Genomic DNA, 19,857 nt, shown 5'->3' with positions numbered 1-19,857 from the left:
CGCGGGACCCGGGTTCAGCCGAGCGCATCGAGGGTCCATGCGGACTCGTGGCGGCTGAACCCCAGGTGCGGGTAGTACAGGGCGGCGGCCGGGGCCGAGAGCAGCACGAGCTTGGCCTGCGGCGCGGCCTCCCGGGTGGCCCGGATCAGGTCCCGGCCCACGCCTCTGCGCTGGAACTCGGCGTCCACGGCGATGTCGCTCAGGTACGTGACGTACGAGCCGTCCGTGATCGAGCGCGCGATGCCGATCAGCCGCCCGTCCAGGCGGGCCGTGATCACGAGATTGGCGCCGGCCAGCATCCGCGTGAACCGCTCGACGTCCTCGACGGGACGGCGCTCGCCGAGGGTGGACGCGCGGTACAGGGCGGTGACTTCGGCGACGTCGAGGCTGGCACCGACGACGGGCTCACACTTCCACATGCTGCTGCAGCTCCTTGCTCAGTTCGTCCAGTCGGGATTTGAGGTGCTCGCGGTTCTTGAGGAAGCGCCGCGGGTCCATGTGATCGGCGGTGACGTCCACCCCGCGGGAGCCCAGCCCTTCGGCCAGGCTCGTGCCGCGCTCCCAGGCCTCGGTGGCGGCGGCCTGCACCAGCCGGTAGGCCTCCTCGCGGTCCCGGCCCCCGTCGACGAGGTCCAGGAACACCTCGGAGCTGTAGACCAGGCCCCGGGTGGCGTCGATGTTGCGCGCCATGCGCTCGGGGAAGACCCGCAGTCCGCGCAGCAGCGCGGCGGCCGAGACGAGCTGGTAGTGGGACACGGTCAAGCTGTCGGGCAGGATGACCCGCTCCACGGAGGAGTGCGCGAGGTCCCGCTCGTGCCACAGGGCGACGTTCTCGTAGGCCGCCCCGGCGTTGGAGCGCAGGATCCGGGCGAGACCGCACAGCCGCTCGCTGGTCGTCGGGTTCCGCTTGTGCGGCATCGCGCTCGAACCCTGGTAGGCACTGGTCCGCGGCTCGTCGACCTCCCCGACCTCGGTGCGCTGCAGCATCCGCATCTCCAGGGCGAACTGCTCGACGACCGCGCCCGTCACGGCGAGCGCGGAGAGCAGCTCGGCGTGCCGGTCGCGCGCCACGACCTGGGTGGGCATCGGCTCCACCGCGAGCCCGAGCCGCCCGCAGACCCACTCCTCCACGTACGGCGAGATGTGCGCGTACGTGCCGACGGGCCCGGAGATGGTGCCGACGGCCACGGCGGCGCGGGCGGCGGTCAGCCGGGCGGTGCAGCGGTGGAGGGCGAAGGCGTGCACGGCGAGCTTCTGCCCGAAGGTGGTGGGCTCGGCGTGGATGCCGTGGGTGCGGGCGATGCACACGGTGTCCCAGTGCTCCAGGGCGCGCTCCACGAGCAGTGCGGCGAACGTGCGCGCGGCATCCAGCACGTGGTCGCACGAGCGGGCCAGGAGGTGTCCCAGGGCGGTGTCGACGAGGTCGTAGCTCGTCATCCCGTGGTGCACCCAGCGCGCGGAGGCGACGGGCATCGTCTCCGTGTACGCCGCGAGGAACGCGAGGATCTCGTGGTCGCGGGTGAGCTCCAGCTCGCGGACGCGTGCGACGGCGGGGACGGGGGCGCGGCGGATGTCCGCCAGGCTGGCCTCGTCCACGACGCCGAGTCCGGCCTGGGCCGTCGTCGCCAGTACCTCGACGCGCGTCCAGATGGCGTACTTGTGCTCCTCGGTCCAGAGCTCGGCCAGCTCCGGAGTGGAATAGCGTTCGATCAAGGTCGGTTCTCCTCGGCTCTCCCCGTCGGGCGGCAGGGCGGGGGACGGGACGTGGGGGAAACGGGGCTCGTGGGGGCCGCGAGGCACGCGCGGCTCAGGCGGTGAAGCCGAGCTCCGGTGGCAACAGGCCGCCCTCGGCCGCGGCGACGGCCGCGGCGCGGGCCGCCGAGCCGCTCGCGGACGGGGTGGCCCGCAGGGGTACGAGCGCTCCGGCCGGTCTCGCGTACCAGGCGGCCAGCGCGTTCTGCACCGCGCCGTGCCGGCTCTGCATCGAGTCCACGTCGAAGGTGAGCTCACGCGCGTACAGCCGGACCAGCGGGTGGTACGAGAAGCGCACCCCGCTGCCCTTGACGAAGTCGGCGTCCAGCAGGTGCTGCGCGGTCAGCCGCTCCAGGGCCTCCTCCGTACGGTCGTCCGGCAGCCCCAGCGCGGCCGCTGCCACCCGTACCGGGAACGAGGCCGTCTCCAACAGGCTGAGCAGCCGGAACGCCCTGCGCTCCGGGGCTTCCAGCGCCGCGTAGCCGACCGCCAGGCTGTCGCGGACGGCGAGGTCGCCGACCGCCAGCTCGTCGAGCCTCCTGCGCTGCGACTCCAGCCGCCGGGCGAGCGTCTCCAGCCGCCAGTGCGGCCGCTCCAGCAGGCGCGCCCCGACGATCCGGATGGCCAGCGGCAGCCGGCCGCACGAGCGCACCAGGTCCTGCGCGGCCCCCTCCTCGGCCGCCACCCGTTCGCGGCCGATGATCCGGGCCAGGATCTCGCGGGACTCCTCCGCCGTCAGCAGCCCGAGGCGCACGTGCCGGGTGCCGCCCAGGGTGGACAGCATCTCCAGGCTCGTCACCACGGCCGCGCAGGTCGGCGAGGCCGGCAGCAGCGGCCGTACCTGCGCCTCGTCGCGCGCCCCGTCCAGCACGATCAGCACGCGCCGGTGGGAGAGCAGCCCCCGGTACAGGGCCACCCGCTCGCCGGTCTCGGCGGGCACCGCGCCGGGACCGGCCCCGAGCGCGCGGATCAACTCACCCAGTACGTCGGCCGGTTCGCGGAAGGCGTCGCCGCGCTGGAGCTCGACGTACAGCTGGCCGTCGGGGAAGGCCGCGCTGACCGCGTGGGCGACGCGGACCGCCATGGTGGTCTTGCCTACGCCCGCGGCCCCGTACAGGTTGAGCGTCTGCGCGGCGGTGCGCCCGGCGCCCTCCCGGGAGACCTCGCGCAGCCGCCGGATCAGGTCCGCCTCGATGCCGGGCCGGGCGAACTCCGCGAGGCGCGGCGGCAGGGTGTACGGACCTCCCCGGCGCGCGGGCGCCTCGGCGGCGCCGCCCGGACGGGAACCGGAGGGGGCGGGAGCGGCGGGGGCGGGCCGGGCCGGCACCGCCGCCGGGTCCGGGTCCGCGGCGGACCGGGTGGGCCCGGCGAGTATCCGCCGGTGCGCGGCGCGGAGTTCCTCGCCCGGCTCCACTCCGAGCTCGTCGGCCAGCAGCCGGCGGGCCTCCTGGTACGCGGCGAGTGCCTCGCCCTGGCGGCCGGCCCGGTACAGGGCCGTCATGAGCCGGCTCCACGCGCTTTCCCTGAACGGGTGTTCCGATACGAGAGCCCTGAGCCGGGGCAGCACGTCGGTGTGGCGACCCACCGCCATTTCCGCGTCGGCCCAGCTTTCCGTGGCATTCAGCCAGCGTTCAAGCAAGGCTGCCCCGTCGCCCTGTTGGAGGTATTCCGAGGGGATGCCGACGAGCGGCGTCCCGTTGGTCTGCTCCAGCGCCGACCGGAACAGGCGTGCGCGCTCGGCGGGTTCGTCGGTGAGTTCCGCCTTCTGCAGGAAGGTATTGAACCGGTCGAGGTCGAGCCGCTCGGCGCCGATTGCGATCGCGTAGCCGGAGGCCCGGCTGACGACCGCGTCGGCGCCCAGCAGTTTGCGCAGGCGGGCGATGTACCCCTGGAGGGTCTTGCGCGCGGTCAGCGGGGGTTCCCCTCCCCACAGTTGCTGGATGAGCTCCTCCGCGGTGAGCGTGCGGGGGGCGTGCAGCAGCAGGGCCGCCAGAACGACGCGGTGCTTGGCCCGCGGAATTTCCAATAACTCTCCGTTCCGCCGTACGGTCAGCGGACCGAATACATCGAACTGGAGATCGTCCAGCATGTGATGGCCCCCGTAATGTCTCGCCCACGGGAAAATACGCAGGGGCGGTGGCCCCTGAGGGAATTCAGCCCCGGGAATCACCCTGGGCGATGTTCACGACATCGTGCCGGGCGAGTTCCGTGAAGAGCTCGATGATGTCCCGCACCACGGATTCCTGATCGATGTCGTATTCCTCGGCGACCAGCGCGGCTATGTCGCTCACGGTGCGCTTCCCGTCGATCTGCCGCCAGATGTGGGCGGCGGAGGCGGTCAGCTCGAAGAAGTGCTCGTACCCGCCGACCACCGTCGTACCGCGGTGGTTGCGGATCTTCACGTTCAACGGGAGCGAGGCCACCGAACCGGGGCCCACCTGCGGGTCCGTCGCGTCGAGCGGCATCAGACCGACACCTCCATGGAGATCCGCTGGCAGACGGCGATGGTCTCCTCGACCCACTTGCGCGGATGGTCCGGGTCGAAGGAGCGCATCGTCTCGATGGCCCAGTACGCCTCGAACGGCAGCAGGCCGGGATCGAGGATCTCCATCCGCCGGGCCCGCCACTTCGGCCACAGGCTGCCGAACTGGCCCAGGCTGGCCTGGAGCGCGTCCACGGAGTGGTTGAAGGCGTTCTTCGTCGCGAGGACCGCGCTGTGCAGATCACCCCGGGCGACCTGGCCGGCCGCGTCCTCCGTGTAGCTGTCGGCCTGCTTGAGCGAGTTCACGATCAGCACCGAGCGGTGGGCCGAGGCGGCGAGCCGCTCGCGGGTGCCCTCCAGCCAGGCCCCGTCGTCGGCGGCCGCGGCGTAGGGGAGCCGCTCCAGCATGGCGATCTCGTGGTAGCTCAGGGTGCGCCAGGTGCCCTGGCCGTCGGCGAACTGCTCCCGGGAGACCTTCGAGAGGACCTGCTCGATCTGGGAAGCGGTCCAGTACTCGACGTCCCAGCGGCGGCCGTCGACGAACGTGCCCTCGTACTGGAGCGTGTTGGGTTCGAGCGCGACGTGGTTGGTCTCGTCGATCGTGCTGGTCCAGAGGTCCCGGGTGACGACGTGGACGTCGAGGTCGCTGGTGGGGTTGCCCCAGCCTCTGATCAGGGAACCGCTCGCGAACACCGTCTCGTACGCGTCCGGGAGCAGATTGCGGCTCTTGAGCTCGGCGACAACCCCGGAGGTGTCATACGTCATGAGGCACGGCCCTTCCCCGTCTCGGCGCACCGCGACCGAGATCATCGGACGGCGGCGCGCTCTGGTTCTCCTTGGATCGCCGCCACGGCGTCGGAACGGGCGGCACGCCCCGGAAAGGTGATCTCCGACCCCGGGGACAAATTCCGGCTCACCCGAAGAATCGGCTGGCCACGCAGAAGTCCTGGACTTCGGCACGGCCCAGCATATTGACAAACCTTCAGTTGAGTCCAGAACAATCTGGTGGCGCGAATTGGACTTTACATTCAGGGGTTTACTGTCCGTAAAGGGCGCATCAGGAATCGTGTACGGCCCAGTTGAGCCGCGGAAATCCACGGTGCGCGGAGGGCCCGGCCGCGGCCGGGGAACGGCGCTCCCGCGCACGGCGGCGCCCGGAAGGCGCGTCCGGGGCGGGGACAAACCACCGGTTCTCGCCATACGCGGCCCCGCCGGCGGCCGGTGGCGGCCAAGAAATATTTGCCTTCCCGGGGTCGCGGCTGCAATCTCGTGGACCGCGAGGCCGAGGTGGAGCCGGTTCTTCACCGGCGCAGGGGCGTGAACCGGCGTGCCGGACCCGGCTGTTGCCTACCCCTCGCTATCGGACTCGGCCGCCACCGCGGCGAGTTCGGCGCGGACCAGTGCGAGGAAGGCGGCCGAGGGCCGGACCTCCACCCCCCGCTCCTGCGCGCGCGCCCGGAGGTGGTCGAGGACCGCGCCGAGCGTGGGGAGGGAGCCGGGCGGGCGCAGCAGCCACAGGCGCCCCGGCGGCCGGCGCGGGAGCCCGAGGGCGGCCAGAACCTCCTCGGCCTCCCGGTCGAGGTCGTGCAGATCGGGGTCCGCCAGCGGGGCGGCCTCCACGTCGGTGATGTGCCCGTGGCCGTCCAGCCGGGTCTCCACGGCCCAGTGGGTGGACCGGTCCGGGATCCAGGTCCGGGCCGCCGGGGGCCACACGTACGGGAGGAACGCCCACAGCGTGTCCTCGGGCGCGGGCTCCCAGCCGAGCACCTCCAGCTCCCGGACCTCGGGGAGCCGGTCCGGCTCCTGCTCGCTGCGGCCGGTGCGGCGCAGCGCGAGCGGGTGCGGTGTTCCGTCCTCGTCCCACGAGTCCCACGAGTCCCTCGCCATGCGCGCAGGCTACCGCCGGAGCCGGCGCCGGCCTACGACCGGCGGAAGTCCACCTCCGCCGGGCCCTCCCCCGGCCAGTGCAGCCGGGTCGGCGCGGACGGGGTCTCGGCGAGTACGGTCCCCCGCGCGACCACGTACCGCGGCCGGACCTGGCGGCGCACCGCCTCGGCGGGGCTCTCGGCCGGCAGCAGCACGAAGGAGGCGGGGGCGCCCTCGGCGATCCCGTACTCCGCGTCCGCCAGGCCCAGCACCCGCGCCGCGCGCTCCGTCACCATCTCGAACGCCACCGGGATCTCGTCCGCCCCCGTGAGCTGGGCGGCGTACAGCCCGACGAGGGCGGTCTGGAGGGGGTTGGCGGTGCCGAGCGCGTTCCACGGGTCCATCACGTCGTCGTGGCCGAAGGCCACGTTCACCCCCGCCGCCAGCATCTCCTTGACCTGGGTGAGGCCGCGCCGCTTGGGGTAGCCGTCGAAGCGGCCCTGGAGGTTGAGGTTGGCGAAGGGGTTGGAGACCAGGTTGATCCCGGAGCGGGACAGCAGCCGCTGGAGTTTGAAGCTGTACGCGCCGCCGTAGGAGCCCATCGCCGTCGTGTGCGAGGCCGTCGCCCGCTCCCGCAGCCCCGTGCGCAGCGCGAGCGCGGCCAGCACCTCCACGAAGCGGGACTGCTCGTCGTCGATCTCGTCGCAGTGGGCGTCCACGCGCAGCCCGTGCTCCTCGGCCACCGCGAAGGCGATGCCGAGCGAGGCGACCCCGTCCTCGCGGGTGTCCTCGAAGTGCGGGATCGCCCCGACGACGTCGGCGCCGCGGGCGACCGCCTCGCGCAGCAGCGCCTCGCCGTCCGGGAAGGAGACGATGCCCTCCTGCGGGAACGCGACGATCTGCAGGGTCATGAAGTCCCGGACCCGGTCGCGGACCTCGAGCAGCGCGTCCAGCGCGGTGAGCGCCGGATCGGTGACGTCGCAGTGCGTGCGCACGTGCAGCACGCCCTGGGCCGCCTGCCAGCGCAGCACCTGCGTGGCCCGTGCGATGACGTCCTCACGGGTCAGGGTCCGCTTGCGCTCGCTCCAGCAGGCGATGCCCTCCCACAGCGTTCCCGAGGCGTTCGGGCGCGGCTCCCCGGCGGTCAGGGCCGTGTCCAGGTGGATGTGCGGCTCCACGAAGGGGGCGCTGAGCAGCCCGCCGTGCGCCTCGATCAGCACGCCGGTGGCCGGCGGCTCCTTCTGGTCGTCGTACGGGAGCACGCGCGCGATCCGCCCGTCCTCGGCGACCTCCACGTCGGACAGGCCATCGGTGTGGAGCAGCCGGGCACCCCGGACGATCATCCGCATGCGGCCACCCTACGACCGCGGCCCGCGGTTTCCGGGGAAACCGCGGGCCACGACGTCCTGCACCGCATGCATGGCTCAGCCGCGCTTGGCCTGGGCCTTCTGCTGCATGCCCCGCGTCTTCGCGGAGACGGACTGCACGTCTCTGACCGCGGCCTTCGCGCGTGCCTCGGCCGCCGTGTTCTTCGCCCGCTCCCGCTCGCGCTCCGCGGCCTGTGAGGTGCCGGCACGAGCCTTCTTGGCCATGATCACTCCTCCTCGGGACACATCGGGACGCACCGGAGGGCGTACGCCCTCCACTGTCCCTCCGTTCGGAGGAGGCGGCATCCGGAGCGAGGGTCAGCCGCGCCCGCCCTTGCGGCGCTGCTGCTCGCGCATCCGGTCCTCCTTCATGGCCATCGTCTGCGCCTCGCGCACGTCCTCGACCAGCATCGCCGGCTTGCTCGGCATCCCGGAGTCGGACGACCGACGGTCCTCGTGAGTCTGTTCCTTGCGCTGCTTCGCCATGATCACTCCTCACTGGAACTGGAAAACGGCTGGGTGGGACCCCGCCCACGCTGCCTCCTCCCGCCCGCCACGACCATTCGACAGCGCCAATCGGGTTACATGGGTGACATGACTGACAACACGGCCATGCCCGATTGGGAGAAGCGCTTCCGGGCGCCGCGCGTCGGGCTGCCCGACTGGGCCGAGGACGCTCCGGACCGCTCGCTCTTCGTCTCGAACGCCACCGGGACGTACGAGCTCTACGCCTGGGACCGGGCCACCGGCGGCCAGCGGCAGGCCACCGACCGGCCCAACGGGACCACCGACGGGACCCTCTCCCCCGACGGGGAGTGGATCTGGTGGTTCTCCGACACCGACGGCGACGAGTTCGGCGTCTGGGTGCGCCAGCCCTTCGGGGGCGGCCCCGACGAGCCGGCCGCCCCCGGGCTGGAGCCCTCGTACCCCGCCGGGCTCGCGATCGGGCGCGACGGGACCTCCGTCGTCGGCCGGTCCACCGACGAGGACGGGACCACCATCCACGTCGTGCGGCCGGGCGGCGCCGAGCCCGCGGTGATCTACCGGCACCGGGAGTCGGCCGGCGTCGGCGACCTCTCCCACGACGGGACCCTGATCGCGATCGAGCACACCGAGCACGGGGACGCCATGCACTCCGCGCTGCGCGTGGTCACCCTCGACGGGGCCACCGTCGCCGAGCTCGACGACTCCCGGGACGGCACGGTGGAGCTCGGCCTGGAGGTGCTCGGCTTCGCCCCGGTCGCCGGGGACACCCGGCTGCTGGTCGGCCACCAGCGGCGCGGCCGCTGGGAGCCGATGGTGTGGGACGTGGCCGCCGGCACCGAGCAGGACCTGGCGATCGAGCTGCCGGGCGACGTCAGCGCCGAGTGGTACCCGGACGGCTCCGCGCTGCTGATCGCGCACAGTTTCGAGGCGCGCAGCGAGCTCTGGCGCTACGACCTGGCCGCGCGGGAGCTCGTCAAGGTCGACACCCCGCCCGGCACCGTCTCCGGCGCGAGCGCCCGGCCCGACGGCACGGTGGAGTACCAGTGGTCCTCGGCGGCCGAGCCCTCGGCCGTACGGTCCACCGCGGGCGGTATCGTCCTGGACCCGCCCGGATTCCGGCCGCCCGGCTCGGTGCCGGTGGAGGACGTGTGGGTGGAGGGCCCGGGCGGGCGGATCCACGCGCTGGCGCAGCGGCCCGTGGGCCACGGCGACGGCCCCTTCCCGACGATCTTCGAGGTGCACGGCGGGCCGACCTGGCACGACAGCGACGCCTTCGCGGCGACCCCGGCGGCCTGGCTGGACCACGGGTTCGCGGTGGTCCGGGTCAACTACCGGGGCTCGACCGGCTACGGCCGCGAGTGGACCGACGCCCTCAAGCACCGCGTCGGCCTGATCGAGCTGGAGGACGTCGCGGCCGTCCGGGAGTGGGCGGTGGCCTGCGGCCTCGCCGACCCGGCGCGCCTCGTGCTCTCCGGCGGCTCCTGGGGCGGCTACCTGACCCTGCTGGGGCTCGGCACGCAGCCCGAGGCCTGGGCCGTGGGGCTGGCCGCCGTACCGGTCGCCGACTACGTGACGGCGTACCACGACGAGATGGAGGCGCTGAAGTCCCTGGACCGCACCCTCTTCGGCGGTACGCCGGAGGAGGTCCCGGACCGCTTCGAGGCGTCCTCCCCGCTGACGTACGTGGACGCGGTCAAGGCCCCCGTGTACATCTCGGCGGGCGTCAACGACCCGCGCTGCCCGATCCGGCAGATCGAGAACTACGTGGAGCGGCTGGCGGCGCGCGGGGCGGTCCACGAGGTGTACCGCTACGACGCCGGGCACGGCTCGCTCGTCGTGGAGGAGCGGATCAAGCAGGTCCGGATGGAGCTGGAGTTCGCCCAGAAGCACCTGCCGCAATAGGGGCGTACCCCGGCCTCTCCGGGGCCGGAGCGGCGGCCCCGGCCCCGGTGATCCGGTGCGCCCCCCGTACGGTGGTGGGGTGCACCGGTTTCTCCTGACCCCGCGCTGGTGGGGGATCAACGTCTTCGTCGCGCTCGCCGTTCCCGTCTGCCTGTTCATGGGGACCTGGCAGCTCGGCCGGTTCGAGGACCGCGTCGACAGCCACAGGGAGGCGACCGAAGGACGGCCCGCGGCCGAGGCCGCCGCGCCGCTGGAGTCGCTGCTCCCGGTGGACAAGAAGACCTCCGGACGCCTCGCCTCCGCCTCCGGCGAGTACGCCGAGCAGCTGCTCGTCCCCGAGCGGCGGCTCGACGGCAGGACCGGCTTCTACGTCCTGACCCTGCTCAGGACCGACTCCGGCAAGACCGTCCCGGTGGTCCGGGGCTGGCTGCCGGGCGCCGCTGACGCGTCGAGGGCCCCGGCCGCGCCGACCGGGCGGGTCGAGGTGACGGGCGCCCTCCAGGCCTCCGAGAGCGCCACCAGCAAGGGCGTGTACGCCGAGGGCGGGCTGCCGGCCGGGCAGCTCGGGGTGATCGGGGCGGCCTCGCTGGTCAACCTCGTGCCGTACGAGCTGTACGACGCCTGGCTGACGGTGCAGACCCCGGCGGACGGGCTGACCCCGGTGCCCGCGCAGGCGCCGAGCAACACCGGGCTGGACCTGAAGGCCTTCCAGAACCTCGGCTACACCGGCGAGTGGTTCGTCTTCGCCGCGTTCGTGCTGTTCATGTGGTTCCGGCTCTACCGCCGCGAGGTGGAGACCCTGCGCGACGCCGAGGCGGGGCTGCTGCCGCAGGCCCCCGCCGACCGGTCGTCGGATCCCGCCGCCACGACCACGGCCGCGCCCACGGGCACGGCCACTGCCACGGCTTCCACTACGGCTTCGGCGCGTCCAACGGAATGACGCCCGTCCGGTAGACCGTCCCGCCGCAGGCCGCGGGGATCGTCGTCTGCGTGGTCGGCGCACCCGGCAGCGTCGTGTGCGGGGTGTGCGTCACCTCCACCCCGGTCGGCTCCGGGGCCTTGGCGCCCGTTTCCGGCTCCTGGCCGGTGGCGTGGGCCGCCGTGCCCTGCCCGCTGTCCGGGCCGCCCACCGGCGGCTTGGTCACCGGATCGGGCGTGGCCGCCGGGCAGGACTGCGCCGAGGGCACCCACGCGAAGCGCACCTCGTACGCCGTGTACGGCTGGAGCAGCAGCAGCGGCGTCTCCGCCGAGGGATCGGGCAGCCCGGCCGCCGGATCCCCCGCCGTGTGGCCGACCACGGTGACCCCCGAGGACCGACCGGGCGCCGACACCGAGGCCGCCGTCACGGTGTCCGGGCCGACGACCGTGCAGCCGCGCGCCGAGACGTTGGTGACCTTGAAGCTGCCGTACACCTTGCCGTCGGCCTCCGGGGCCCGGGCGCTGCCCTGCACCCCGAGCTGCTCCGCACTGCACCCGGGGACGCCGGGAGCCGCCGCCACCGGGGGCTGCGGGCCGGTGCCGGCCGAGGCACCCGCGGTGGCGCCCGAGGCGTCCGGGCCGGCCGTGCCGCCGCCGGTCCGGGCTCCGCCCTCCTGCGGATCGGGCTGCGCGCCGGTGCCGGCGGTCTCCGCGCCCTTGCCGGCGGCCTTGCCGGGCCGGGGCTGCGCACCCGCGCCGTCCTGGTGCGGATCGGAGGTGCCGCCGCCGGCGCCGGTCCCGGGCTGCTCGCCGTGGCCGGCCATCGCGGAGTGGTCGGCGGCTGTGCCCTCGCCGCCGGTGATGTGCAGGTGCAGGGCCGCCGGGATGGCCGTACCGGCCAGCAGCGCGGCCGCCGCCGCCCCGACGAGGGCCTGCCGCTTGCGGGTCCTGCGTACGGGGACGGCGTGCCGCAGCCGCTCCAGCGCGCCCTCGGAGGGCTCCAGGCCCTCGACGGCTCCGCGCAGCAGGCTCCGCAGCGCCTGTTCCTCGCCCGCCCCGTCCGGCGGGGTGTGGTCGTCCATCATGACTGCGCAGCCTCCATCGCCACCCGCAGCGCGGCAATGCCCCGCGATCCGTACGCCTTGACCGAGCCGAGCGAGACGCCGAGCGTCTCGGCGACCTGGGCCTCCGTCATGTCCGCGAAGTACCGCAGCACCAGCACCTCGCGCTGACGCCGCTGGAGTCCGCGCATCGCCTTGATGAGATCGTCCCGTTCCAGCTGGTCGTACGCGCCCTCTTCGGCACTGGCCATGTCCGGCATCGGCTTCGAGAGCAGCTTGAGGCCGAGGATGCGGCGGCGCAGCGCGGAGCGCGAGAGGTTGACGACGGTCTGGCGCAGATACGCCAGTGTCTTGTCCCGATCGCGAACCCGGTTGCGGGCCGAGTGGACCCGGATGAACGCCTCCTGGACCACGTCCTCGCAGGAGGCGGTGTCGTCGAGGAGCAGCGCGGCCAGGCCGAGCAGTGAGCGGTAGTGGGCCTGGTAGGTCTCGGTGAGGTGGTCGACCGTGGTGCCGGCGACGACGACCGGCTCGGCGGCAGCGGATGCGGACGCGGCGCCGGCGGACCGGGCGGTCGCCTCCTCCCCGCTCCCCGCGGCCTCCGCGCTATCGCGGGGCGCGGGCACGCGGCCGCCCCGGGTCGGTACGGCGGAGGGCACGGCGATCGGCGCCGCGGCCGGCGGAACGGGAACGATCACGGGGAACCCGCCGGTCGCGGGCGTGCGGGAAGGCCGGCGCGGCGCACCGAGTGCGCTGCGCGCCGGGACGACGGCGAAGTCGAGAAGTGCCTCTGCCACGCCAGTTGGACACGCGTCCCCCCACCAGGGTTGTACGCGTGAGGCCGCCTCACCAGCAAAATCCCCATAGCCCTCATGCGCACCCGCTCTTCCTGATTGCCCCGCCCGTCCAGGCGGCAGTCAGGCCATCACCTTGATCAAGGGATCAGTGCTGATCCTACAAAGTGAATTACGCGAATTCACCAGCGATCAGTTCCGCGATCTGAGTGGCATTCAGGGCTGCACCGTTGCGCAGATTGTCCGCGCACACGAAGAACTCCAGCGAGCGCGGGTCGTCGAGGGAGGCCCGCAGCCGCCCCACCCACGCCGGATCCGTGCCCGCGGCGTCCACCGGAGTGGGGAACTCCCCGGCCGCCGGGTCGTCCACCACGACCACGCCGGGGGCGGCCTCCAGGATCTCCCGGGCGTGCGGGGCCCCCACCTCGGCCTCGAACCGCGCCCGTACGCTCAGCGAATGCCCGGTCAGCACGGGCACCTGTACGCAGGTCACCGCCACCGGAAGCGCGTCCAGGTGCAGGACCCGGCGGGTCTGCGCCCGTACGGCCAGCTCGTGCGAGGACCAGCCGCCCTCGCGCAGCTCCCCGGACCACGGCACCACGTTCAGCGCGAGCGGGGCCGCGAAGGGCCCGGCGTCCTCGCCGACGGCGCGGCGCACGTCCCCGGTCTGCTCGCCCAGCGAGGTCCCGGCGACCAGCGACAGCTGGCGGCGCAGCGCCTCGGCGCCGGCCCGCCCGGCCGCGCTCGCGGCCTGGTACGAGGACACGGTCAGGTCGGCGAGCCCGTACTCGGCGTGCAGCGCGCCCAGGGCCGCGATCATCGCGGCGGTGACGCAGTCCGGGCTCGCGACGATCCCGCGCGGCCGCTTCCGTACGGCCTGCGCGTTGACCTCGGGCACCACCAGCGGCACCTCGGGGTCCTCGCGGAAGGCGGCGGACTGGTCGACGGCCACGGCTCCGCGCGTGACGACGACCGGGGCCCAGCGGGCCGAGATCTCGGCCGGGGTCAGGAACAGCACCACATCGCCCTGACCGATGCCCTCGAAGGCGTCCTCGGTGAGGGCGAGCACCTCGCACTCCTGCCCGCGCACGGCCAGCATGCGGCCGGCCGAGCGCCCGGAGGCGATCAGGCGTATGTCGCCCCAGACGTCCGCCCGCTGGGACAGGATCTGGAGCACGACGGAGCCGACCGCTCCGGTCGCCCCGACCACGGCGAGCGCCGGAGCCGGGGTCGACCGGGTCTCGGTCATCGTCCGGTGCCTCCGTAGACGACGGCCTCGTCGCTGTCGGAGTCGAGGCCGAAGGCCGTGTGCACGGCGCGGACGGCCTCGTTGACGTCGTCCTGGCGGGTCACGACCGAGATGCGGATCTCGGAGGTCGAGATCAGCTCGATGTTGACGCCCGCGTCGGACAGCGCCTGGAAGAACGAGGCGGTGACGCCCGGGTTCGTCTTCATGCCCGCGCCGACCAGGGAGATCTTGCCGATCTGGTCGTCGTAGCGCAGGGAGTCGAAGCCGATGGCGCCCTTGGCCTTCTCCAGCGCGTCGATGGCCTTGTGGCCCTCGGTCTTGGGGAGGGTGAAGGAGATGTCCGTCAGGCCCGTGGACGCGGCGGACACGTTCTGCACGATCATGTCGATGTTGATCTCGGCGTCCGCGATGGCGCGGAAGATCGCCGCGGCCTCGCCCGGCTTGTCCGGAACGCCGACGACAGTGATCTTGGCCTCGGAGACGTCGTGAGCGACTCCGGAGATGATGGCGTGCTCCACCTGCTCTGCCCCTTGCGGATTCTCGTTGCTGACCCAGGTGCCCGGCAGTCCCGAGAAGGACGAACGGACGTGGATCGGGATGTTGTATCGGCGTGCGTACTCGACACAGCGGTGCAGGAGCACCTTGGAACCGGAGGCGGCGAGCTCCAGCATGTCCTCGGAGGAGATCCAGTCGATCTTCCGGGCCTTCTTCACGACGCGGGGGTCCGCGGTGAAGACGCCGTCGACATCGGTGTAGATCTCGCAGACCTCGGCGTCCAGCGCCGCGGCGAGCGCGACGGCGGTCGTGTCCGAGCCGCCGCGGCCGAGGGTGGTGATGTCCTTGCTGTCCGCCGACACGCCCTGGAAGCCGGCGACGATGGCGATGTTGCCCTCGTCCAGCGCGGTGCGGATACGGCCCGGCGTGACATCGATGATGCGCGCTTTGTTGTGGACCGAGTCGGTGATGACGCCTGCCTGGCTGCCGGTGAACGACTGGGCCTCGTGGCCCAGGTTTTTGATCGCCATGGCCAGCAGGGCCATGGAGATCCGCTCTCCGGCCGTCAGCAGCATGTCGAATTCACGCCCGGCAGGCATCGGGGATACCTGTTCGGCGAGATCGATCAGCTCGTCCGTCGTGTCGCCCATCGCGGAAACCACGACGACCACCTGGTGGCCGTTCTTCTTGGCGTCCACGATCCGCTTGGCGACGCGCTTGATGCCCTCGGCATCGGCTACGGAGGAGCCTCCGTACTTCTGCACGACAAGGCCCACGTGCGCTCCTCGCTCAATCCAGTACTGCGGTCGCGGGCCAGTCTAACGAGCGCCCGCGATGCGGCCGACGCGTACCACATCATGAGACATCCCGTTCATCCCGTGATCATGGCGCGGCCGCCGTCCCGTGGCCGGTGGGCCCGTCCGGCGTAAAATGATCTGCGGCATGCCACGCAAGGGTTCTCCTGCCCGTCCACCCTGTCTCGGTTCGCTTTCCGACAGGAGGAAAGAATGATGAACCGCACGCGTCGCATCACGCTCCTGGCCACCCTGCTGGCCTCCTCCGTGGCCCTCGCCCCGGCCGCGGCCGCCCTGACCACGGCGGGAACCGCCGCCGCACCCACGGGCGGCCAGTGCGCCCTCCAGAAGAGCGGGGGCAAGTCCGACAGCAGCGCCCGCTACACGCTCACGGGCTCCGGGTTCAGCGGGGCCGGCAAGGTCACCGTCACCTCCGACACCGGCCAGAGCAGGACCGTCGGCGTGTCGAAGTCGGGGAACTTCCGGGCGAAGAACCTGCCCTACGGCCAGTACAGCGCGACCCCGGGCCAGGGTGCCGCGGTGAAGTGCACCTCACCGGCGAAGCCGGGGGAGAAGCCGGCCGGAGAGACCGACAAGTCCAAGACGCCCGAGGAGCAGTACGCCGCGGGCCGCAAGGCCGGATTCGACCAGACCAAGGCCAGCTGCGAGACCAAGCCGAAGGCGCCCGGCCTGACCGCCGTCGACCCGAACTACGAGAAGGGCTACAACGACGGCTCCGCGGAGGCCCTCAAGGCGTTCTGCGGGACCGGGACGAAGCCGCAGGACCCCAATACGTCGGCGGCGCAGATCGCTTCGGTGACCGCCGTGGCCACGCCGATCAGCGGGTCGGTGAAATGCGACCCGCCCACGAAGATCACCTTCAACGGGACCATCACGTCCACGGGCCCGGGGCAGGTCATCTATCGGTGGACCCGGAGCGACGGCGCCATCGGACAGCCCGAGATCGTCAACTTCGACGCCGCAGGAGCCAAGTCGGTCACCGACACGTGGTCCAGGGGACCCCACACGGCCGGCACCGTCGTGGACGGCTGGGAGAAGATCGAGATCCTGAAGCCCAACGTCCTCATGAAGTCCAACGAGGCCGCGTTCAAGCTGACGTGCTCCTGAGCCGCGCCGAGCCCCCGCAACACACCTGAGCGGTCCGCCCGCCGCATCGGCCGGGCGGACCGCTCAACCCGTCACTACGGCCGGCGGGCCGGGTCGAGGCCGATCGTGCCGAGCTCCTCGGCCATCACCCGGCCGGCCTGCTCGGCGAGGTCGTCCTCGGCCAGGTCCTCGTCGGTGTCCAGGCCGTCCAGGGCCTCCAGCGGCTGGTCCAGCCGTACGTGGGCCACCAGCGACTGCAGGGCCCGCAGGGTCGCCGAGGCCGTCGGACCCCAGTTGGTGAAGTACGAGAACTGCCACCACCACAGCGCCTCGGTGGTCCGGCCCTCCCGGTAGTGGGCCAGGCCGTGCCGCAGGTCCGCCACCACGTCGGCCAGGTCGTCGGAGATCCGGTGCGCGACCGGGGCCTTGCGCGGCTCGTAGGGGTCGAAGACCTCCGAGTACACGTCGACCGGCTCCAGCAGGTACGCGAACCGCTCGCGCATCTCGTCCACGTCCGGCTCCGGACCGAGGTCGGGCTCGTAGCGCTCGTCGGGCAGGACGTCCTGGTACGCGCCCAGCCGGCCGCCCGCCAGCAGCAGCTGGGACACCTCCAGGAGGAGGAAGGGCACCGCGCTGTCCGGGTCCTCGCCCTTGGCCACCTCGGTGACCGCGACGATGAAGGACTCGATCTGGTCCGCGATCTGGACGGCGAAGTCGTCCGGATCCTGGCCCAGGGCGTGCAGCGTTGCGTCAGACATCGAGAAGTCGCCTTCCTTCAAAGGCCCGCCCGAGCGTGACCTCGTCCGCGTACTCCAGATCTCCCCCGACGGGGAGCCCGCTGGCCAGGCGGGTGACCTTCAGGCCCATGGGCTTGATCATGCGGGCGAGGTAGGTGGCGGTCGCCTCGCCCTCCAGGTTCGGGTCGGTGGCGAGGATCAGCTCGGTCACCTCACCGTCCGCGAGGCGCGCCAGCAGCTCGCGGATGCGCAGGTCGTCCGGGCCGACGCCCTCGATCGGGCTGATGGCGCCGCCGAGGACGTGGTACCGGCCCCGGAACTCGCGGGTCCGTTCGATCGCGACGACGTCCTTCGGCTCCTCCACCACGCAGATGACCGTGGTGTCGCGGCGCGGGTCGCGGCAGATGTTGCACCGCTCCTCCTGCGCCACGTTGCCGCACACCGCACAGAAGCGGACCTTGTCCTTGACCTCCAGCAGCGCGTGCGCGAGGCGGCGGACGTCGGTGGGCTCGGCCTGCAGGATGTGGAAGGCGATCCGCTGCGCGCTCTTGGGCCCGACGCCGGGCAGCCTGCCCAGTTCGTCGATCAGGTCCTGGACCACGCCTTCGTACACGGACTGCCTTCTTTCGTTTTCGGTCTTCGCCGGGGGTCGGATCGGTCGGATCGGTCGGACTACGGGTTGGTCGGACTACGGGCTAGAACGGGAGGCCGGGGATGCCGCTGCCGCCGCCCAGGCCCTGGGCCAGCGGGCCGAGCTTCTCCTGCTGGAGCGCCTGCGCGTTCTCGTTGGCCGCCTGGACCGCCGCGACGACCAGGTCGGCGAGGGTTTCCGTGTCCTCGGGGTCCACGGCCTTCGGGTCGATCACCAGCGCGCGCAGTTCACCGGAACCGGTGACGGTCGCCTTCACCAGACCGCCGCCCGCCTGGCCCTCGACCTCGGCCTGCGCGAGCGCTTCCTGGGCCGCGGCGAGGTCCTGCTGCATCTTCTGGGCCTGCTGGAGCAGCTGCTGCATGTTGGGCTGGCCACCACCGGGAATCACAGGTCACTCACTCCGTTTCGTCGGTCCAAGGCTGGGCAGCTTGGTCAATCCGAGCCTACGTGCTCCCCGCTCGGCGCGCCCTACGCCGTGAGGACCAACTCTTTCGAGTGAGAGACGGGGCATGCGCGTACCTGATGGAGACCTCCTTGCGGGCGGAAAACCGGGGATTCGTCGCCCATCGGCCGCCATTCGAAGGTAGGAAGAGCATGCGCATCATTGCGCACACGCGCACCACCACACGTCAGCGCAGGCAGAGGGAGTGCCGGGTGAGCCAGCCGGAGATGCAGCCCGAGGGGCCACCCCGGGATCCCCGGGAACCCCAGGACTCCCGGGAGGAGGGCAGCGGACCGATGGCGGCGGGCGATCTGACCGGTGGACCGTTCCCCCTCGGGGACTGGGGCGAGCCGGCCGAGCGGCTGGACGAGCTCTACCGGCGGGTCGAGGCCGATGCGCTGCGCACCGCCGAGTGGTATCTGTCCGACCGGGCGTGGAAGCGCCGGGGCGCGCGGGTGCTGCGGGTCGGCGCGGCGGCGGGGGCCGTGGCCGGGGCCGCGATGCCGCTGCTGGAGCTGACGGGGTCCGCGCCGGGCGTGGCCTCGTACGGCTACCTCTCGCTGCTGCTGGCCGCGGCCTGCCTGGCCTGCGACCGGTTCTTCGGCCTGACCTCGGGCTGGATGCGGGACGTGGCGACGGCGCAGGCGGTGCAGCGCCGCCTGCAGACGCTGCAGTTCGACTGGGCCTCGGAGAACGTGCGGGAGGTCCTGGGGCCCACGGAGGGCACGGCGAGCGAGGCGGCGGAGCGCTGCCTGACCGTGCTGCGCCGCTTCTCGGAGGACGTGACGGAACTGGTCCGCTCCGAGACGGCGGAGTGGATGGTGGAGTTCTCCTCGGGCCCGGCGCCGCTGGTGATGCAGTCGCTCGGCGCCCCGTCCTCCCGCGCCGAGGCGGGCCTGCCCCCCACCCGGTTCCCCCTCCCCCCGGGCACCCGTCCCAACATGCCCCGCCAGCGGCCCCCGGAGCAGCCCCGCTGAAAGCGGCCCCGCCCCGCGTGCGAGGGGGTCGGGGGCGGGCCCCCGACCCGGCCGCGGTCAGCTGAAGATGATCATCGAGCCTTGGCCGAGGCTCCGCGTCGCCGCCGCGTGCAGCCCGAGCCACACGTGCCGCTCCCGCGCGAAGGGGCTCTCGTCGTACGGAATCGGCCCCGCCGGCTCCTCCAGGGACGTGGGCCGCCCCGGAGCCACGGGCGCCACCGGCGGATTCCCCGGGTCGATCCCGATGGCCGGCGCCACCACCATCAGCTCGCGCAGCAGCCCCTGCGCCGACCCCAGCGGCCCGCCCCCGGCCAACAGCTCCTCGTTGGCCAGCGGAACCGCGAAGTCCACCGGTACGTACGCCCCGGCGTGGTCGTAGTGCCACACCAGGTGCGACTGCTGCGCCGTCGACTCGAACATCTCCAGCAGCTGCTCGTAGTCCCCGCCCAGCTCGTCCACCGGCGTGACCGGCAGCCCGCAGATCTGCAGCAGGTACGCCCGCCGCAGGAAGTGCAGGGCGTCGTAGTCGAAGCCGGCGACGGGGGCCACGTCCCCGCTCAGGCCCGGCATGTACGCGAACACGGGCACCGACGGGAGGCCCGCCTCGCCCAGCGCCTTGTCGTACGAGGCGATCTCTTCCGCGAACGGGTTGTCGGGGCTGTGGCACAGCACGTCGACAAGGGGGACCAGCCACAGGTCACAGGCCACGCGGGCTCCGATCAGTCGATGCCGCCGATCCGGCCAGCGTAGTGCGCCGAACACCCTCCGCGAAGGGC

The 19,857-nt window shown here is 72.6% G+C and carries 21 protein-coding genes; 4 read left to right on the top strand and 17 right to left on the bottom strand.

Annotated features, from left to right (window positions below):
- Positions 1-14 precede the first annotated feature (14 nt).
- From ACFYZS_RS11800 to ACFYZS_RS11760, 9 genes are all read right to left on the bottom strand, one after another.
- Positions 15-419, bottom strand: a complete 405-nt coding sequence (locus ACFYZS_RS11800) for a GNAT family N-acetyltransferase (RefSeq protein ID WP_389009870.1) — start codon at positions 417-419, stop codon at positions 15-17.
- Positions 406-1,713: an adenylosuccinate lyase gene (purB, locus tag ACFYZS_RS11795; RefSeq protein ID WP_389009867.1), complete on the bottom strand. Its 1,308-nt coding sequence runs from the start codon at positions 1,711-1,713 to the stop codon at positions 406-408. Before purB ends, ACFYZS_RS11800 begins: the two co-directional genes overlap by 14 nt.
- Before the next feature lie 94 nt (positions 1,714-1,807).
- Complete coding sequence (locus tag ACFYZS_RS11790) at positions 1,808-3,841, bottom strand: BTAD domain-containing putative transcriptional regulator (protein WP_389009864.1); 2,034 nt, start codon at positions 3,839-3,841, stop codon at positions 1,808-1,810.
- Between the two features lie 64 nt (positions 3,842-3,905).
- Complete coding sequence (locus ACFYZS_RS11785; RefSeq protein WP_389009861.1) at positions 3,906-4,217, bottom strand: PqqD family protein; 312 nt, start codon at positions 4,215-4,217, stop codon at positions 3,906-3,908.
- Entirely contained in the window at positions 4,217-4,999 is a 783-nt protein-coding gene (locus tag ACFYZS_RS11780; protein ID WP_389009858.1) for a hypothetical protein, read from the bottom strand. The genes ACFYZS_RS11785 and ACFYZS_RS11780 overlap by 1 nt, the downstream gene beginning before the upstream one ends.
- A 582-nt stretch (positions 5,000-5,581) precedes the next feature.
- The gene (locus tag ACFYZS_RS11775) at positions 5,582-6,121 is read right to left on the bottom strand and encodes a DUF5956 family protein (RefSeq protein WP_389009855.1); all 540 of its coding nucleotides are present in this window, start codon (positions 6,119-6,121) and stop codon (positions 5,582-5,584) included.
- A 32-nt stretch (positions 6,122-6,153) separates the two neighbouring features.
- The gene (gene codA, locus ACFYZS_RS11770; protein ID WP_389009853.1) at positions 6,154-7,449 is read right to left on the bottom strand and encodes a cytosine deaminase; all 1,296 of its coding nucleotides are present in this window, start codon (positions 7,447-7,449) and stop codon (positions 6,154-6,156) included.
- Between the two features lie 75 nt (positions 7,450-7,524).
- Positions 7,525-7,692 (bottom strand): hypothetical protein, encoded by a 168-nt coding sequence (locus tag ACFYZS_RS11765; protein ID WP_158734350.1) that lies wholly within the window; start codon positions 7,690-7,692, stop codon positions 7,525-7,527.
- Positions 7,693-7,785: 93 nt separating this feature from the next.
- The gene (locus tag ACFYZS_RS11760; RefSeq protein WP_385573759.1) at positions 7,786-7,953 is read right to left on the bottom strand and encodes a hypothetical protein; all 168 of its coding nucleotides are present in this window, start codon (positions 7,951-7,953) and stop codon (positions 7,786-7,788) included.
- A gap of 108 nt (positions 7,954-8,061) precedes the next feature.
- On the opposite strand from ACFYZS_RS11760, the gene ACFYZS_RS11755 reads away from it, so the two are divergent.
- Together ACFYZS_RS11755 and ACFYZS_RS11750 are read left to right on the top strand one after the other, a co-directional pair.
- Positions 8,062-9,855 carry a prolyl oligopeptidase family serine peptidase gene (locus ACFYZS_RS11755; RefSeq protein WP_389009849.1) on the top strand — a complete coding sequence of 598 codons (1,794 nt, stop codon included), beginning with the start codon at positions 8,062-8,064 and terminating at the stop codon, positions 9,853-9,855.
- Between the two features lie 79 nt (positions 9,856-9,934).
- Positions 9,935-10,795, top strand: a complete 861-nt coding sequence (locus ACFYZS_RS11750; RefSeq protein ID WP_389009846.1) for an SURF1 family protein — start codon at positions 9,935-9,937, stop codon at positions 10,793-10,795.
- On the opposite strand, the gene ACFYZS_RS11745 is transcribed toward ACFYZS_RS11750, so the two are convergent.
- From ACFYZS_RS11745 to ACFYZS_RS11730, 4 genes are all read right to left on the bottom strand, one after another.
- The gene (locus tag ACFYZS_RS11745; protein ID WP_389009843.1) at positions 10,767-11,858 is read right to left on the bottom strand and encodes a hypothetical protein; all 1,092 of its coding nucleotides are present in this window, start codon (positions 11,856-11,858) and stop codon (positions 10,767-10,769) included. The genes ACFYZS_RS11750 and ACFYZS_RS11745 overlap by 29 nt on opposite strands.
- Positions 11,855-12,631, bottom strand: coding sequence for a SigE family RNA polymerase sigma factor (locus tag ACFYZS_RS11740; RefSeq protein ID WP_389009840.1), 777 nt, complete (start codon positions 12,629-12,631; stop codon positions 11,855-11,857). Before ACFYZS_RS11740 ends, ACFYZS_RS11745 begins: the two co-directional genes overlap by 4 nt.
- Positions 12,632-12,800: 169 nt before the next feature.
- Complete coding sequence (locus ACFYZS_RS11735) at positions 12,801-13,877, bottom strand: aspartate-semialdehyde dehydrogenase (protein ID WP_389009837.1); 1,077 nt, start codon at positions 13,875-13,877, stop codon at positions 12,801-12,803.
- Positions 13,874-15,148, bottom strand: a complete 1,275-nt coding sequence (locus tag ACFYZS_RS11730) for an aspartate kinase (RefSeq protein ID WP_389009834.1) — start codon at positions 15,146-15,148, stop codon at positions 13,874-13,876. The genes ACFYZS_RS11735 and ACFYZS_RS11730 overlap by 4 nt, the downstream gene beginning before the upstream one ends.
- Positions 15,149-15,382: 234 nt before the next feature.
- On the opposite strand from ACFYZS_RS11730, the gene ACFYZS_RS11725 reads away from it, so the two are divergent.
- Positions 15,383-16,294: a hypothetical protein gene (locus ACFYZS_RS11725; RefSeq protein ID WP_389009831.1), complete on the top strand. Its 912-nt coding sequence runs from the start codon at positions 15,383-15,385 to the stop codon at positions 16,292-16,294.
- A 74-nt stretch (positions 16,295-16,368) separates the two neighbouring features.
- Here the strand turns inward: ACFYZS_RS11725 and ACFYZS_RS11720 are convergent, their stop codons facing one another.
- From ACFYZS_RS11720 to ACFYZS_RS11710, 3 genes are all read right to left on the bottom strand, one after another.
- Positions 16,369-17,031 (bottom strand): DUF5063 domain-containing protein, encoded by a 663-nt coding sequence (locus ACFYZS_RS11720; protein ID WP_389009828.1) that lies wholly within the window; start codon positions 17,029-17,031, stop codon positions 16,369-16,371.
- Entirely contained in the window at positions 17,024-17,623 is a 600-nt protein-coding gene (recR, locus tag ACFYZS_RS11715) for a recombination mediator RecR (protein WP_030152816.1), read from the bottom strand. Before recR ends, ACFYZS_RS11720 begins: the two co-directional genes overlap by 8 nt.
- A gap of 82 nt (positions 17,624-17,705) precedes the next feature.
- Positions 17,706-18,050: a YbaB/EbfC family nucleoid-associated protein gene (locus ACFYZS_RS11710; protein ID WP_078987490.1), complete on the bottom strand. Its 345-nt coding sequence runs from the start codon at positions 18,048-18,050 to the stop codon at positions 17,706-17,708.
- A gap of 266 nt (positions 18,051-18,316) precedes the next feature.
- Between ACFYZS_RS11710 and ACFYZS_RS11705 the strand changes: the two genes are divergently transcribed.
- Positions 18,317-19,081 (top strand): SLATT domain-containing protein, encoded by a 765-nt coding sequence (locus ACFYZS_RS11705; protein WP_132758370.1) that lies wholly within the window; start codon positions 18,317-18,319, stop codon positions 19,079-19,081.
- 57 nt (positions 19,082-19,138) lie between these two features.
- Here the strand turns inward: ACFYZS_RS11705 and ACFYZS_RS11700 are convergent, their stop codons facing one another.
- Entirely contained in the window at positions 19,139-19,789 is a 651-nt protein-coding gene (locus tag ACFYZS_RS11700) for a hypothetical protein (RefSeq protein WP_389009823.1), read from the bottom strand.
- Positions 19,790-19,857 lie beyond the last annotated feature (68 nt).

This window comes from Streptomyces sp. NPDC001903 (genome assembly GCF_042891345.1).
Taxonomy (GTDB): domain Bacteria; phylum Actinomycetota; class Actinomycetes; order Streptomycetales; family Streptomycetaceae; genus Streptomyces.
Note: the sequence above shows the minus strand (reverse complement) of the source record. Positions and strands in the feature narration are given on the sequence as shown.